General features: G+C 62.9%; 14 protein-coding genes. 7 read left to right on the top strand and 7 right to left on the bottom strand.

Annotated features, from left to right (window positions below; translation table 11 throughout):
* Nucleotides 1-195: 195 nt before the first annotated feature.
* The 5 genes from kce to ACS5Q0_RS21105 all read right to left on the bottom strand — a co-directional run bounded on the left by kce (nt 196) and on the right by ACS5Q0_RS21105 (nt 6,869).
* Nucleotides 196-1,122, bottom strand: coding sequence for a 3,5-dioxohexanoate:acetyl-CoA acetone transferase (gene kce / locus ACS5Q0_RS21125; RefSeq protein WP_473128624.1), 927 nt, complete (start codon nt 1,120-1,122; stop codon nt 196-198).
* Between the two features lie 22 nt (nt 1,123-1,144).
* Nucleotides 1,145-2,077, bottom strand: coding sequence for a 3-hydroxyacyl-CoA dehydrogenase (locus ACS5Q0_RS21120; RefSeq protein ID WP_473128623.1), 933 nt, complete (start codon nt 2,075-2,077; stop codon nt 1,145-1,147).
* 20 nt (nt 2,078-2,097) lie between these two features.
* Nucleotides 2,098-4,614, bottom strand: coding sequence for a branched-chain amino acid ABC transporter ATP-binding protein/permease (locus ACS5Q0_RS21115; RefSeq protein ID WP_473128622.1), 2,517 nt, complete (start codon nt 4,612-4,614; stop codon nt 2,098-2,100).
* A gap of 4 nt (nt 4,615-4,618) precedes the next feature.
* Nucleotides 4,619-5,494 carry a branched-chain amino acid ABC transporter permease gene (locus tag ACS5Q0_RS21110; protein ID WP_473128621.1) on the bottom strand — a complete coding sequence of 292 codons (876 nt, stop codon included), beginning with the start codon at nt 5,492-5,494 and terminating at the stop codon, nt 4,619-4,621.
* Nucleotides 5,495-5,618: 124 nt separating this feature from the next.
* Nucleotides 5,619-6,869, bottom strand: a complete 1,251-nt coding sequence (locus ACS5Q0_RS21105) for an ABC transporter substrate-binding protein (RefSeq protein ID WP_473128620.1) — start codon at nt 6,867-6,869, stop codon at nt 5,619-5,621.
* Between the two features lie 82 nt (nt 6,870-6,951).
* Between ACS5Q0_RS21105 and ACS5Q0_RS21100 the strand changes: the two genes are divergently transcribed.
* From ACS5Q0_RS21100 to ACS5Q0_RS21070, 7 genes are all read left to right on the top strand, one after another.
* On the top strand, nt 6,952-7,668 hold the full coding sequence (locus ACS5Q0_RS21100; protein WP_473128619.1) for a GntR family transcriptional regulator: 717 nt from the start codon (nt 6,952-6,954) through the stop codon (nt 7,666-7,668).
* 80 nt (nt 7,669-7,748) lie between these two features.
* Nucleotides 7,749-8,525: an SDR family oxidoreductase gene (locus ACS5Q0_RS21095; protein ID WP_473128618.1), complete on the top strand. Its 777-nt coding sequence runs from the start codon at nt 7,749-7,751 to the stop codon at nt 8,523-8,525.
* Between the two features lie 61 nt (nt 8,526-8,586).
* On the top strand, nt 8,587-9,375 hold the full coding sequence (locus ACS5Q0_RS21090; RefSeq protein WP_473128617.1) for an SDR family NAD(P)-dependent oxidoreductase: 789 nt from the start codon (nt 8,587-8,589) through the stop codon (nt 9,373-9,375).
* 40 nt (nt 9,376-9,415) lie between these two features.
* The gene (locus ACS5Q0_RS21085; RefSeq protein ID WP_473128616.1) at nt 9,416-9,895 is read left to right on the top strand and encodes a DUF2938 domain-containing protein; all 480 of its coding nucleotides are present in this window, start codon (nt 9,416-9,418) and stop codon (nt 9,893-9,895) included.
* Nucleotides 9,896-10,038: 143 nt separating this feature from the next.
* Nucleotides 10,039-11,013: a Bug family tripartite tricarboxylate transporter substrate binding protein gene (locus ACS5Q0_RS21080; protein WP_473128615.1), complete on the top strand. Its 975-nt coding sequence runs from the start codon at nt 10,039-10,041 to the stop codon at nt 11,011-11,013.
* Between the two features lie 14 nt (nt 11,014-11,027).
* Nucleotides 11,028-11,486, top strand: coding sequence for a tripartite tricarboxylate transporter TctB family protein (locus tag ACS5Q0_RS21075; RefSeq protein WP_473128614.1), 459 nt, complete (start codon nt 11,028-11,030; stop codon nt 11,484-11,486).
* A gap of 13 nt (nt 11,487-11,499) precedes the next feature.
* The gene (locus ACS5Q0_RS21070) at nt 11,500-12,987 is read left to right on the top strand and encodes a tripartite tricarboxylate transporter permease (RefSeq protein WP_473128613.1); all 1,488 of its coding nucleotides are present in this window, start codon (nt 11,500-11,502) and stop codon (nt 12,985-12,987) included.
* A gap of 45 nt (nt 12,988-13,032) precedes the next feature.
* On the opposite strand, the gene ACS5Q0_RS21065 is transcribed toward ACS5Q0_RS21070, so the two are convergent.
* Together ACS5Q0_RS21065 and ACS5Q0_RS21060 are read right to left on the bottom strand one after the other, a co-directional pair.
* The gene (locus tag ACS5Q0_RS21065; protein ID WP_473128649.1) at nt 13,033-13,542 is read right to left on the bottom strand and encodes a 2,4'-dihydroxyacetophenone dioxygenase family protein; all 510 of its coding nucleotides are present in this window, start codon (nt 13,540-13,542) and stop codon (nt 13,033-13,035) included.
* A 64-nt stretch (nt 13,543-13,606) separates the two neighbouring features.
* Nucleotides 13,607-14,356 carry an SDR family NAD(P)-dependent oxidoreductase gene (locus tag ACS5Q0_RS21060; protein ID WP_473128612.1) on the bottom strand — a complete coding sequence of 250 codons (750 nt, stop codon included), beginning with the start codon at nt 14,354-14,356 and terminating at the stop codon, nt 13,607-13,609.
* Between the last annotated feature and the right edge of the window lie 141 nt (nt 14,357-14,497).

Raw genomic sequence — 14,497 nt, 5'->3', positions numbered from 1 at the left:
CGACATCAAGATCCGGGTGCCATGTATCTTCAGTTCCGTCTGGTCGGCCGGTGAGCGACATTGGCTGCCGGGTCCGCATGAGGGATCAGGCCAGCTGATGGTGGACTTGCCTGACCCGTCACATCGAAGCGCTTTCGTCGGCTTTGCCCCCAAAGACGCCGTTGATCGCCCGCAGGTTTCAGATCGAGCTGGTCATTAAAAGTTAACGCGATCGCCGCCCTTCAACGAAAGCATGGCTCGCGCGTCATCGGGCGTAGCGATTTCCAACCCAAGGCCCTCGATGATCTGCCGTGCCAATCTCACCTGCTGCGCGTTGGATTCAGCGAGTTTGCCTGGACCGATCCAGAGAGAATCCTCCAGTCCGACACGGACATTGCCTCCCATAGCGGCCGCTTGAGCCGCAATGGCGAGCTGGTTCTTGCCGGCCCCAAGGACCGACCATTGATATTGGTTCCCGAACAGCCGGTCGGCCGTCCGTTTCATGTGAGCAACGTCCTCCGGGTGCGGGCCGATGCCGCCCAGAAGGCCGAAGACGCTTTGGACAAAGAGAGGGGGCTTGATGAGACCCCGGTCCACGAAGTGAGCGAGGGTGTAGAGGTGGCCGATATCGTAGCACTCGATCTCGAAGCGGGTACCGTTCTCCGCACAGGTCGTCAGGATGTATTCTATATCGGAAAACGTGTTGCGGAAGATCCTGTCCCGCGATCCTTCGAGATATGGCTCCTCCCAGTCGTATTTGAATTCCTTGAAACGATTGAGCATCGGGTAGAGGCCGAAATTCATGGAGCCCATGTTGAGGGAGGCGACTTCAGGCTTGTAATGGGCCGCGGGGCGCACCCGCTCCTCCACCAGCATGGTCGGCGCGCCGCCTGTCGTGATGTTGATGACGCAGTTGCTGCGTTGCTTCACCACCTGCAGGAAGGGGGCGAAGGCTTCGGGTGACTGATCAGGCTTGCCGGTCTTCGGATCTCGCGCGTGCAGATGTACGATTGCGGCACCGGCCTCCGCAGCGCCGATAGCGGCTTCCGCGATCTCCTCAGGGCTGATCGGCAGGTGAGGGGACATGGACGGCGTATGGATTGCGCCGGTCACGGCGCATGTGATGATGACTTTGCGGGCCATGAGCTTGGTTCCTCTCAGGAGATCACTGATCCGTTTGTGACTGCTTGTGGGCTTTCAGGGCCGCCAGTCGTTTGTCCCGCCAGGCGGAGCGCCGCGCGAGCGCATCGGGACCCGGCGCTTCGCCCCAAGCCTCTAGGATGCGGTTCACATTCTCCTTGTCCCAGACATGGGGCTTGGCGGGATCCTCGGAGAGGCGACGGTAAAAACCGGTATAGCGGTTGCAGTAATCGGCGATGCCACCAGGCGCGTTGAGCTCGATGGTCTCGAAGGGTCCGAGGAAGGACCAGCGTAGGCCGAGACCGTCCCTGAGCGTCTTGTCGAGATCATGCGGGCTCACCACGCCCTCGCCCACGAGCCGGAACGCCTCTGCCAGAAGGGCCCCTTGGAGCCGGTTGAGGACGAAGCCCTCGACTTCGCGATTCACGACGATGGGCACTTGCCCGACGCTGTCATAGATCGCGCGCGCGCGGGCGATTGCCTCGGGTGCCGTCCAGGGCGCTCCGCAGAGTTCGACGAGCGGAACGAGGTGAGGAGGGTTCACGGGATGCGCCACGAGGCAGCGGGCGCGACCTTGCAGCCCTTCGGTGAAGCGGGACGCGACAATCGCGGACGTCGAAGAGGCGAGAATGCAGTCCGGGGGCGCGAGCCGGTCGAGTTCCGCGAAGATGAGCCGTTTGGTCTCGACGATCTCGGGACCGTTCTCCTGAACGAGGTCGGCACCGCTTACGGCTTCCGCCAGCGAAGGCACGGCGACAACGCGTCCGGATGCCTCATCAGGGTTGGCGACGAGGCCCTGCCTTGCAAGCTCGTCAAGCCCTTCGCGAATGAGGCCGGGGGCCTTCTCGAGCGCCTCGGGATGAGGATCCGTGATGCGCACGTCCCAGCCCGCCCGCGCGAAGACGATCGCCCAGGATCGGCCGATCAGCCCTGCACCAATGATCGCAGCACTCGGCATGGTGTCATCTCCCTCAAGGCTCACAGCCACAGGACCTTGCGGCGCAGCGCAAGATCATCCCGCAGGTCCTTCGACGGACCGGTATGAATCACCCGCCCGCGTTCGAGCGCCACCGTCCGGTCGGACAGGGCGAGCGCGAGATCCAGGTGATGGTCGACAATGATGATCGAAACTTCGTGGCGAAGCTTGTCGAAGCTCTCGAAGAGCTGCTCGACGATGGCCGGAGCAAGACCTTCGAAGGGCTCGTCGAGAAGCAGCACCTTCACGTCGCCCGAGAGGGCGCGTGCGACCGCCACCATCTGCTGTTCGCCGCCGGAGAGGAAATCGGCCGGGGTGTCGAGCCTCTCGCGGATGCGCGGGAAGTACTCGAAGATCTTCTCCAGGTCCCACCGGACCCCGTGGCCGGTCTCGCGCTTGAGTCGTCCGAGCTCGAGATTCTGAGCGACGGTCATTCCGGCGAAGAGCCCGCGTCCCTGCGGCACGTAGCCGATCCCCAGACGGGCGATCTCGGCGGAGGGCCGGCCCGCGATCTCCTGGCCGTCGAGCCTGATCGAGCCTGAACCGGGCGGCGCGATGCCGATCAGGGTCTTGAGCAGGGTCGACTTGCCGGCGCCGTTGCGGCCCAGCAGCGCTACGATCTCGTGTTGACGCACGTCGAAGGATACGTCCGCCAGCACATGACTCTTGCCGTAGAACGTGTTGACCCTCTCGGCCGCGAGCAGGGTCGCCGCCCCGGCGGCGCTCTGCCGGGCCTTCGCGGCAATGCTGGCCGCGCCGGAGCCGATGTAGATCTCCTGCACCTGCGGGCTGGAGCGCGCATCCTCCACGGTGCCGTCAACTAGCACTTGGCCCGCATTCATCACCGTGACGGCATCCGCGATCTGGAACACGCGGTCGATATCATGCTCGACCAGCAGCATCGGGACATCCGTGGAGATGCGCTTGATGATGTCGCCGATGCGCTGGCGCTCGGCAGCCGCAAGGCCCGCGAGCGGTTCGTCGAGCAGCAGCACCCGCGGTTTCGTGGCAAGCGCCAGGCCCATATCCAGGAGGCGCTGCCCGCCATACGAGAGCGCGCCCGCCTCGGCTTTCTCGATGCCGGCGACGCCGAGATAGCGGATCACCGCCGAGGTCTCGGCCTCGATCTGCTTGATTGATCGCGCGGCCGTCCAGGGATTGAAACGCTGCGGATGCCGGGCCTGTACCGCAAGGCGGACATTCTCTTCGACCGTCAGGGCCGGGAAGAGATTCGTGATCTGGAACGAGCGCCCGATTCCGGCCTGTGTGATCGCTTCGGGGGAAAGTCCAGCGATGGATCTGCCTTGAAGGAGGACATCGCCTTCATCGGGCGTGTAGAACCCGGAAATCAGGTTGAAGGCCGTGGTCTTTCCCGCGCCGTTCGGGCCGATCAGAGCATGGAGGCTGCGGTCGCGGACCGCGATGTCGACCGACTGAACGGCTTTGAGCGCACCAAAGCTCTTCGTGATGCCGCGAGCCTCGAGGATGATTCCGTCCACATGGTCGCGGGGCTTGAGAAACGGGGGAAGGGGCTCGTCGGTCAGGGTGCGGCCCGCCATGGCGGCCTCTTCCGTGACCCTGGCCCGGAAGGGGGCTGCGATCCGCTGCGCGATCCCGACCAGTCCCGTCGGCGAGAGGACGATGAATCCGACGAAGAGAAGGCCGAAATAGAGAAGCCAGTGCGGCGTCCAGATCGACAGGAACTCGCGGAACAGGATGTAGAAGAGAGCCCCCAGGGCCGGCCCGAGGAAGCTGCGCATTCCGCCGATCACCACCATCGCGATCAACTCACCAGAGAAGGCGACGGAGAGGGGCTCCGCCGACGCGAAGCGATGATTGAACACCGAGAGGATGCCGGCGATCCCCACGATCGTGGCGGACACCACGAACCCGAGAAGCTTGTAGCGATTGGTCGGATAGCCGAGGAAGCGGGCGCGCTGCTCGTTTTCCCGTGTGGCCACCAGCACGCTTCCGGCGGGAGAATTGTGAAAGCGCAGCAGGGCGAAGCACACGCCGAAAGCCACTGCCGCCACGAACCAGTAATAGGTCCAGTCCGGCTGCAGATCGAGGCCGAGCGCGCCTGTGCGGACGATGCCGCCGAGCCCGCTCTCGCCGCCCGTGAGCGCCGTCCAGCGGTAGGCGACGGCAAACAGCATGGCCGCCAGTGCCAGCGTCAGCAGCGAGAAGTAGACGCCGCGGCGCCGCAGAATGAGCGCGCCCAGGAGGCACGATGCGACGGCGATGAACGCGACGGCGAAGAGGGCCGGAAGGATGACGCCGCCGGGAAACCAGTGGAGCTGACTCAAGGCCGCCGCATAGGCTCCCATCCCGAACCAGACGCCGTGCCCGAACGAGACGAGACCCGTATAGCCGACAAGAACGTTCAGGCCGAGGCAGGCAATCGCGAACACCACCACGTCGATCGACGAGCGAAGCGGCAGCCCGACAGGATCGAGAACGAAGGGCAGCAGAATGAGCGCTGCCGCCGCAATGAGGAGAGACCCGTAATTCGTGCGCATCGACCTACTCGAATTTCTGGATGCGTTCGCCGAGCAACCCGCGCGGCCGCAGAAGCAGCACAAGGGCCATCAGCAGGTACATGGAGGCTTCGCCTGCGGGTGGAAAGAAATAGATCGTGAGGCCACGCACCACGCCTACGAGCGCTGCGGCCACGATCACGCCCCAGAACGATCCCAGCCCACCGATGACGACGACGACGAAAGCGGCGGTCAGGATCTCGGCCCCCATGGCGGGGTGTACCCCCGAGATCGGGGCCAGCAGGACTCCGGCAAGGCCTGCCAAGCCGATGCCGAGCGCGGCGACGGCCGTCATGTACGGCTGAAGCGAAATCCCGAGCGCTCCCACCATGTCCGGGTTCTGCACGCCCGCCCTGACCACGCGGCCGAAGGCGGTGCGGTAGACCAGGAACCAGGTCGCGATGACGGCTGCGAGCGCCACCCCGAAGATGATGAGGCGGTAACGCGGATAGAGGAAGTTGCCGAGAAAGACCTGACCGCGGAGCGCGGATGGAATCGAGAAGGGCAAGGGAGCCGCCCCGAAGATCATCCGCAGGCTCTGCTCGATGATCATTGCCAGTCCGAAGGTCAGAAGCAGGCTGAGAATAGGATCGGAGCGGTAGAACCTTCGAAAGAACAGGCGCTCAATGACCACGCCCAGCAGTGCGACGAGTACCGGGGATGCGATGAACGCGCCCGCAAATCCGATCCTGGGTGTCAGCGTCACGGCGAGATAGGCGCCGATCGCATAGAAGGCGCCGTGGGCGAGATTCACGATTCCGCCCAGAGAGAAGATCAAGGATAGTCCCAGCGCTATCAGAAGATAATAGGCTCCGACCAATAGGCCGTTCAGCACCTGCTCAAGGAGAAAGACGAACGCCAAGCGAGACTCCTCTTCCGTTCATAGAGAATCCTACGGCCAGAAGCCGGGCGTAGGAAAAACGGAATGCCGTATTCTCGGCGGCCGGAGCGGCTTTCGCCGCCCGGTCCAGCCGATGCGTGACTTGCTATGCCTGCATCTTGCAGGTGCCATCCTTCGGCGGCGCCAGAACCTCGAGGTCCTCGTTCGCTCCGGGCACGGCGCCGAGCGGGTCGTAGATATCCCACTGGTCTTTCATCTTGTCCGGGTCCTTGGCGCGGACGGCATACATCTCCTGCACCATCTGGTTATCGTAGGCGCGGAAGTAGCCCTCTCGGCTCTTCAGCACGTCGAACTTCGCGCCTTTGCGCAGGTGCTCGGCGAGCTTCTGCGGGTCAGGGGATTTCAGTTCGTCGAACGACTGGGCGACGATCTTTAGGGAGTTGTAGTCTCCCCAGCTCTGGTTCTCTGGCGGCTTGCCGAATTTTTTGGTGAAGGCCTCGACGTATTTCCGCGAGGAGGGCGTATCGACCATGTGGTGCCAGATCAGCGGCCAGATGCCCGAGAAATTACCCTGACCGGCGCCCCAGGCAACGGCCGTGTCGAATCCGAAGCCGGTGATCGGAAACTGAAGGCCGTATTCGGCATATTGCTTGATGAAGTTCGTGATCTGGTTTCCGGCAAGGTTGGAAGCCACGATATCGGGTTGAGCCTGCCTGATCTTGAGCAGGTAGGGGCTGAAATCGGTGGCGTCCGTGGGGACGAGTTCCTCGCCGATGAATTCGCCGCCGTTCTCCGACACGAATTTCTTTGCCACTTTGAAGAGATCATGACCAAAAGCGTAGTCGGCGGTCAGGGAGTACCACTTCTTTCCCTTGATCATGTTCTCATTCTTCAGGTACGTGCCCACCGCCCGGACCATCATCGAATTCGCTGCCTCGATATGGAACATGAACGGGTTGCAGCTTTCCCCGCGAAGAGCGTCGGAATTGGCGCCGGTGTTGATGAACACCGTCTTGGTGCGGTTGGCGACCTGACCGATGGCCAGGGCCGAGGCCGACGAGATCTCGCCGATGATCATGGCAACTTTGTCGCGCTCGATCAGGCGCTCGGCCTTGGCCGACGCGGTCTGCGGATTGACCGAGTCCTCCATCACGAGCTCGATCTTGCGGCCCAGCACACCGCCAGCCGCGTTGATCTCTTCGGCTGCGAGTTGCACACCCATCTGGGCGAACTCTCCGAGAGGGCCCAAGAAACCCGTGATCGGGGTGAGGTGCCCGATCCGGATCACGTCAGATTGGGCCTTGACGAGAGCAGGCATCCCGAGGCCTGCAAGAGCAGTCGCGCCAGCGGCTCCCTTCAGGAGCGTGCGACGGGTCAAGTCATCAGCGTGTGCCATGGCCGTTTCCTTCCTCCAGAATCGTGTCGCGGTGACTTGCCGCGATCTGTGATCACAGTTAGACTGTCGGAAAATGAGCAACTTGTCGAGCCCCCGCCCAACCCAGACGCCGTCGGCTATCGCCCAGATCGGCCGGCTGGAACGCGTCACCCTAGGCGAACGCGTCCATAACGAGCTGCGTGAGCTGCTGATGAGCGGCGAGCTTGCCCCCGGGCAGAAGATGTCCCTGCGCGGCGTCGCAGAAACCCTCGGCGTATCGATGATGCCGGTGCGGGAGGCGGTTGCGCGGCTTGTCGCCGATCAGTCCCTCGAGGTCCTGCCGAACCGTGCCGTGCGCGTTCCGCTGATGACTCGCGCACGCTTCCGGGAGCTGACGACCGTGAGACTTGCAGTCGAGGGCTTCGCGGCGGAGCAGGCCGCCAGGAGCCGTGCGGAATCCGACCTTGCTGCCATGAGGCAATTCGAAGAGGCGCTCCTTACCGAGGCCCGAAGCCCTGATCCGCATGCGGGCAGAGCCGTCCGGGCGAACAAGGAGTTCCACTTCGCCGTCTACCAGGCGACCGGCCTCCCAACCCTGGTGGGGATCATCGAGGGCCTCTGGCTGAAGATCGGGCCTGTTTTGAATTTCGACCTTAAAGCCTCTCCTGAGCGGTTGCGCACGGGTGGCGCAACCGAGCATCACCGCCGGCTCGTGGCTGCGGTGGATGCCGGTGATGCAGCTACAGCACGCAAGGCTCTCATCGATGACATCGAAGGCGCTGCCAGTTTCATCGAGAGTACCGGGCGGCTCTTGGATTAGGCCGATGCTCAGGCTTTCGGGCATCATAAAACGAGCGGGCGCGAAGTGCGACGATGCCCGGTCCAGGGATGGAGACGAAGATGGACCTCAACATCGCCGGGCTGCGTGTGCTGGTGACAGCTGGCGCAGGAGGCATCGGGCTTGAGATTGCCGGGGCCTTCCTGCGCGAAGGCGCACGCGTGCATGTCTGCGACGTCGACCGTGCTGCCCTTGATGCGGCGGCGGCAATCCATCCGGACCTGACCTCCTCCCATGGGGACGTGGCGGACCGCGGCGATGTTGCCCGGGTCTTCGAGGAGGTACTGGGCGCTCTCGGCGGCCTCGATGTTCTCGTCAACAATGCCGGCATCGCAGGGCCGACGGCACGGGTCGAAGAGATCAATCCCGAGGATTGGGACCGCTGTCTTGAGGTCTGCATTACCGGGCAGTTCAACTGCACGCGCCTGGCAGTGCCTCACCTGAGGAAAAGCAAGAACGCCTCGATCGTGAACCTGTCTTCTGCTGCGGGCCGGTTCGGCTTTCCCCTGCGCTCACCCTATGCTGCTGCCAAATGGGCCGTGATCGGGTTCACGAAATCGCTCTCCCGGGAGCTCGGTGAGGACGGCATCCGCGTGAACGCGATTCTGCCTGGAGTTGTCGCGGGTGACCGCCAGCGCCGGGTGCTCGAGGCCAAAGCCCAGCAGCTTGGCGTGTCGTACGAGGAGATGCAGCGCCGGGCGCTCGCGAACACATCCTTGCAGGAATTTGTAACGGCGCAGCAGCTTGCCGATCAGGTCGTCTTCCTGTGCTCCCCGCTGGGACGAACGATCTCGGGACAGGCCATTGCCATCGATGCAGATCTCCAGGCCCTTTTCTAAGGAATAACGATCGGCGACGTCCGGGCTTCTGTTTCCTTTAAATTCATCGTGGAGTTCCGCCATGACCTCTTCCGAGACCCACCCCATCATTCCCGACCTTGCCGGCAAGGTCATCCTGATCACCGGCGCGAGCACCGGCATCGGCGCTGCGGCCGCACTGGCCTTCGGGTACAACAAGGCGCGTGTGGCGATCCATTACAATGCCAGTGAGGACCCGGCGCGACAGGTTGCCGAGGAGGTGAGAGCGGCCGGTGGAGAGGCATTCCTGATCCAAGCGGACGTCACCCGCCCAGAGGCGGCGGCGAGGGTCGTAGCTGAGACCGTCGAGCATTTCGGCAAGCTCGATGTTCTCGTCAATAACGCCGGCGGCCTCGTCAAGCGGACGGCGATCAAGGATTATACGGACGACTACGTGGATGCCGTGCTTGCCTTGAATGTCGAGCAGGTGGTGCGCTTCGTTCATGAAGGCGCTTCGCACATGCGAAAGCAAGGCTGCGGTTCCATCATCAATGTATCGTCGATCGCGGCGCGCCACGGCGGTGGACCAGGCTCGGTCATCTATGCCGCCGCCAAGGGTTTCATCTCGGTGGCTACGCGGGGCTGGGCCAAGGAGCTGGTCAAGGACGGCATCCGGGTCAATGCGGTGTCTCCTGGCGTCATCATGACTCCTTTCCACGAACGCTATTCAACGCCGGAGCAGCTTGCCGCCATGCAGGCCACCATTCCGATGGATCGACTCGGCACGCCGGACGATTGCGTCGGCGCCTTTCTCTATCTCGCCTCCGAACGACTGAGCGGCTACGTTACGGGACAGGTGATGGAGGTGAATGGCGGCCAGTACATGCCCTAGAGGCGCCTTTGCTCGCAATGATGCCAGGGGAACCGCACAGATGAGCGCTTTTCTCTACCATGCAATTCTAATCGGCGTCGGCGCAACCGCCCTGCTCGACCTCTGGGCGCTGGTCCTGCATCGGTTCTTCAAGGTGCAGACACCAAACTGGGGGCTGGTCGGACGCTGGTTCTGCCACCTGACCAACGCCAAAGTCTTTCATGAGGATATCGCGCTCGCGCGTGCCTACCCCTTCGAGCGAGCCGTCGGCTGGATGGGTCACTACATGATCGGCGTCGTCTATGCCGGCGCTCTCCTGGCGTTCGCACACCCGGATTGGATATCGGCACCGACGCTGGCTCCCGCACTCGCCGTTGGCATCGTCACCGTGGGAGCCGGATGGTTACTGCTCCAGCCCGGCATGGGGGCGGGCATCGCTGCGTCGAAGCGGCCCAACGCCAAACAGATCAGGGCGCTTAACATCGCCGGTCACCTCGTCTTCGGCTTTGGGCTGTACGGGAGCGCGCTTCTCATCCGCTAGTATTAGCGCACAGAGATTTCACGGGACAGGAAGCAATTGTGGAGTGGAAAATAAGTCAGGCTGGCCAATAATCGTTTCGTGACACAACCTAAGCCAAAGACCGGCTCCAGGTAAACGAGGAGCCGGCGCATCGGGAGGAAAGAATGCTGCGTCGTGGTTTCCTGAAGACACTGGCCGTCGCTGCCATCACAACAATCTCGGCTGCCGGATATGCTTGGGCTGCCTATCCTGAGCGACCGATCACCATCATCGTTCCCTGGGCTGCGGGCGGCGGCACGGATGCGACCGCGCGCATCATCGGCTCTCTGCTTGAGAAGGAGTTGGGTCAGCCGGTCAACGTCGTCAACAGGACCGGGGGCAGCGGGGTCGTGGGACACGAGGCCATCGCGGCGGCAGCGCCGGATGGCTACACCCTCGGGCTCGCAACGGTCGAGATCGGCATGCTGCATTGGCAGGGTCTCACGCAGCGCGACTATAAGGACTACACGCCGATTGCCTTGATGAATCTCGATCCTGCGGGCGTTCAGGTGCGCACGGATGCACCTTACAAAACCGTGAGCGAACTGCTGGAGGACATCAAGAAGAACCCCGGCAAGTTCAAGGCATCGGGAACAGGGCAGGGCGGCATCTGGCACCTGGCGATCGCCGGTATGCTCGACAGCCTGAGCATCGATCCCAGCACCGTTCGCTGGGTGCCGAGCCAGGGTGCCGCGCCAGGGCTTCAGGATCTTGTCGCAGGCGGTGTCGAGGTCGTCCCCTGCTCCCTTCCGGAGGCGCGCTCCCTCATCGATGCTGGGCGCGTAAAGAGCATCGCCATCATGAACCCCGAGCGCAATCCGGCTTTTCCGAACGTTCCGACGCTCGCGGAGCAGTCCGGCAGCCAATGGGCGATCGGGGCGTGGCGCGGCATCGTCGGGCCGAAGGGCATGTCTGCGGACGTCACGAAGCGGCTCGCTGACGCCCTGGACAAGATCTACAAGGGCAAGGAGTACAACGATTTCATGAACCAGCGAGGCTTCGGCGTGAAGTTCGCGGCGGGCGAGGAGTTCCTCGCGTTCTGGAAGAAGAGCGACGAGGATCTCGGAGCGGTCATGAAAAAAGTCGGGCTGGCGAAGTAACCCGGCCGACCCCCATGCGCGTCAACGATGCCATCACTGGAACGGTGCTCCTCGCCTTCGCGATCGCGATGTTCGCTTATGCGAGGACACTTCCGGCCATTCCGGGGCAGGAATACGGCGCGGCCGTCTTCCCCATGCTCATCGCCACGGGCCTCGCGGGCTGTGGCATCCTGATGATCGCTTCGGGCCACCGGCACTGGCGGGGTGCTGTGGACTGGGACGATTGGGCTCGCACCCACCATGCCTGGGTGAAGCTCGCCATCATCTTCGCCTTGGTCTTAGCCTACATCCTGGCCGCGCCGGTAATCGGATTCGTGCCGATATCGATCGTAATCCTAGTGGTGTTTCTGCTGGTGATGGGTGTCCGCTGGTGGATCGCCGCAGCCGTGGCGGTCGCCGCAACGATGCTGATTCAGCAGACCTTCGTCGGATTGCTGCGCGTCCCCCTCCCACTCGGGCTCCTTGGGCCCTGACCCAGATGATGCCATGAGCGCGATCCAGACAGCTTTCGGCCTCGTGTTCCAGCCGTCGGTGCTGATGACGATCCTTCTTGCAGCCCTGTTCGGGCTCGTGGTCGGGGCGATCCCGGGCCTGACCGCCACGATGGCGATCGCGCTCCTGGTTCCGGTCACCTTCTTCATGGATCCTGTTCCAGCCGTGGGAGCCATGGTGACCTGCTCCGCCATGGCCATCTTCGCCGGTGACATTCCCGGCACGCTGCTGCGCATCCCGGGAACGCCAGCGTCCGCGGCGTATACGGACGAAGCGTACATGATGACCCGCAACGGCGAGGGAGAGATCGCGCTCGGCGCCAACCTCCTCTTCTCGGCCATCGGGGGAATGTTTGGAACGGTCGTGCTGATCATGTCGGCTCCTGCCCTCGCAGAGGTCGCCTTGCAGTTCAGCTCCTTCGAGTATTTCTGGATGGCGTTGCTCGGTTTGACCTGTGCCGTTTTCATCGGAACCGGATCGCCGGTGAAAGGCCTCGTGAGCCTGTTCATCGGCCTTTTTGTTTCGACCATCGGGCTCAACAATCCGGCTGGCGTGCCCCGCTTCACGTTCGGAAATGCGGAACTCACCGGCGGCGTGAACTTCGTTGCAGCGATGATCGGTCTGTTCGCCGTGTCCGAGATATTCCGTTTCGCCATCTCCCACAGCATCCAGGCCGTGCCGCAGGCCGTGATCGGCAATCTCTTCCGCGACTGGGGGCGGATGATGGTGAAGTACTGGCCCCAGCAGCTGCGCGGCAACGTGCTGGGCACGGTCATCGGCGCGCTGCCGGGAGCCGGCGCCGATATCGCCGCCTGGGTGAGTTATGCCGTCAGCAAGAAGATGTCCCGTACCCCTGAGAAATTCGGCAAGGGGCACGTGGAGGGGATCATCGAGAGCACGTCGTCCAACAATGCGGCGCTCGCGGGCGCATGGGTCCCGGCGCTGGTCTTCGGCATCCCCGGCGACAGCATCACGGCTATCGTCATCGGCGTGCTCTACCTGAAGAACATGAATCCAGGGCCGACGATCTTCCTGAACAATCCGCAATACATCTATGCGGTGTTCATCATCTTCATCCTGGCCAACCTGGTGATGCTGCCCTTGGGCTGGGCTGCCATCAGGGGAGCACGGACCATTCTTCGCATCCCGCGGGAGATCCTGATGCCGTGCATTCTCATGTTCTGCATCGTGGGAGCCTTCGCGATCAACAACTCCACCTTCGGCGTAGCCGTGATGCTGGCATTCGGCGTGCTCGGCTTCCTGATGGAGGAGAACGGGATTCCGGTCGCTCCCTGCATCCTCGGAATCGTGCTTGGGCCGATGCTCGAGGAGAACTTCGTGACTTCCATGATCAAGTCGGACGGCAGCTTTCTCGCATTCTTCGAACGGCCGATTGCCGGCGGGCTGGGTGTCGCGACGCTGCTCGTTTGGCTCGCGCCCGTGCTGATCATGGCCCTGCGTTCCAGGAGGGTGGCGCTCTAGGATCAGGGCTGATGATCAGGCGATCGAAACCGGCTTAGGCCGCGATCAGCGGATGAACTGATCGATGTAGTCGGCGCCGAGTCCGTTCTTCGCATAGTGCGACCGGCACTTCTCGATCCGGGTGAAGACGTCGTCGAAACCGGTCGCATTGCCGTCCGGGTCGACATAGATCATGGCGCCGTTCACCTGAAACAGGGTGATCATCTCTTCGACATGCGGATCGACGACCAGCGTATGTGTCTCGCCGGGAGCCTCGTACGCATAGGAGCCCTCGGTCGCAATCCAATCGTGTTCCAGATAGCGCCATTCCCCCTTCAGCACGAAGGCATGCACCGGTTGAGGATGGCGATGGCGCGAGAGCACGCCCGACTTCCGCACGCGCAGAAGGTTCATCCAGTACCCGCGTGATGCCGCAAGCAGTAGCGGGCGAAACCACACGTTCTCCTCCACGGGAACCCAGATCCGTTCGTCAGTGGGGATGGCGTTCGGGATCACGAGCTCCGGAGGAGAATCCTTCGGCTGTGAGTGCTTGTAAGGCACCCACTTGTCGTTCATGGCTGCGACCGGGGAAGTGGATTCTGGACCGGACATGCGATCTGCTCCTGTTCGCTCTTTTGCATTACATCGTCAGATAACCGCCATCGATGGCCAGGATGGCGCCTGTCACGAAACGGGCCGCGGGCGAGGCCAGGAAGACGACGCCGCCAGCCACTTCTTCGGGTGTGCCCCACCGGCCCATGGGGGTGCGGGAGAGGATAGGGCGGCTGCGCTCAGGATCATCCTGAAGGGCTTGCGTCAGCGGCGTTGCGATCCAGCCCGGTGCGACGGCATTGACGCGGATTCCATCGGTCGCCCATGCGGCGGCAAGGCTCTTCGTCAGTTGACCGACGCCGCCTTTCGAGGCGCTGTAGGCTGGAACCCGGGGACCGCCGAAGAAGGTGAGCATGGATGCAATGTTGACGACGGACCCCTTGGTCTCACGCAGCCTTGCTTGGGCGGCGGAGCAGACCCGCATGGCTCCGGTCAGATTGACGGCGACGACGTCGGCAAAGACCTCCGGATCGTGCTCCATGTCGCGGCGGATCACGCCTGCGGCGTTGACCAGGACATCCAAGCGGTCGAAAGGCGCAAGCAAATGGTCGATCGACGAGCTGTCACGCACGTCGAGGACCGCAAACGAGATCCCCGCATTGTTCACCTCGTCCTCCGCGCGCATCCGCTCGGCCTTGCTCGCTCCCGTCGCCGTTACATGGGCTCCCAGATCTCGAAAGGCCCTGGCGCAGGCAAGCCCGATTCCGCTCGTTCCGCCGGTGATCAGAACAGTCCGGCCCTTGAACAGATCAGGGGCAAAAGCGTCTATGGTCGACATGCTGTCGTTGTTTCCAGAATGTTGATCGAATGCTTGGCGCGAAACAAAGATAGCGTTTTGACGAGAGTGATCAAACTCAATCTGCCATGAGCTGTCCGGCCGGCTGACGGCATCAGACGCCCCACACCGGAGGGATCGCGG

The sequence above is a fragment of the Microvirga sp. HS2 genome, assembly GCF_055792805.1.
Note: the sequence above shows the minus strand (reverse complement) of the source record. Positions and strands in the feature narration are given on the sequence as shown.

Coding starts and splice junctions, on each gene's coding strand:
- ACS5Q0_RS21105 (WP_473128620.1), bottom strand. CDS start 6,869: ATGGCACACGCTGATGACTTGACCCGTCGCACGCTCCTGAAGGGAGCC.
- ACS5Q0_RS21075 (WP_473128614.1), top strand. CDS start 11,028: ATGCGCGTCAACGATGCCATCACTGGAACGGTGCTCCTCGCCTTCGCG.
- ACS5Q0_RS21080 (WP_473128615.1), top strand. CDS start 10,039: ATGCTGCGTCGTGGTTTCCTGAAGACACTGGCCGTCGCTGCCATCACA.
- ACS5Q0_RS21060 (WP_473128612.1), bottom strand. CDS start 14,356: ATGTCGACCATAGACGCTTTTGCCCCTGATCTGTTCAAGGGCCGGACT.
- ACS5Q0_RS21120 (WP_473128623.1), bottom strand. CDS start 2,077: ATGCCGAGTGCTGCGATCATTGGTGCAGGGCTGATCGGCCGATCCTGG.
- kce (WP_473128624.1), bottom strand. CDS start 1,122: ATGGCCCGCAAAGTCATCATCACATGCGCCGTGACCGGCGCAATCCAT.
- ACS5Q0_RS21085 (WP_473128616.1), top strand. CDS start 9,416: ATGAGCGCTTTTCTCTACCATGCAATTCTAATCGGCGTCGGCGCAACC.
- ACS5Q0_RS21115 (WP_473128622.1), bottom strand. CDS start 4,614: ATGCGCACGAATTACGGGTCTCTCCTCATTGCGGCGGCAGCGCTCATT.
- ACS5Q0_RS21070 (WP_473128613.1), top strand. CDS start 11,500: ATGAGCGCGATCCAGACAGCTTTCGGCCTCGTGTTCCAGCCGTCGGTG.
- ACS5Q0_RS21065 (WP_473128649.1), bottom strand. CDS start 13,542: ATGAACGACAAGTGGGTGCCTTACAAGCACTCACAGCCGAAGGATTCT.
- ACS5Q0_RS21095 (WP_473128618.1), top strand. CDS start 7,749: ATGGACCTCAACATCGCCGGGCTGCGTGTGCTGGTGACAGCTGGCGCA.
- ACS5Q0_RS21090 (WP_473128617.1), top strand. CDS start 8,587: ATGACCTCTTCCGAGACCCACCCCATCATTCCCGACCTTGCCGGCAAG.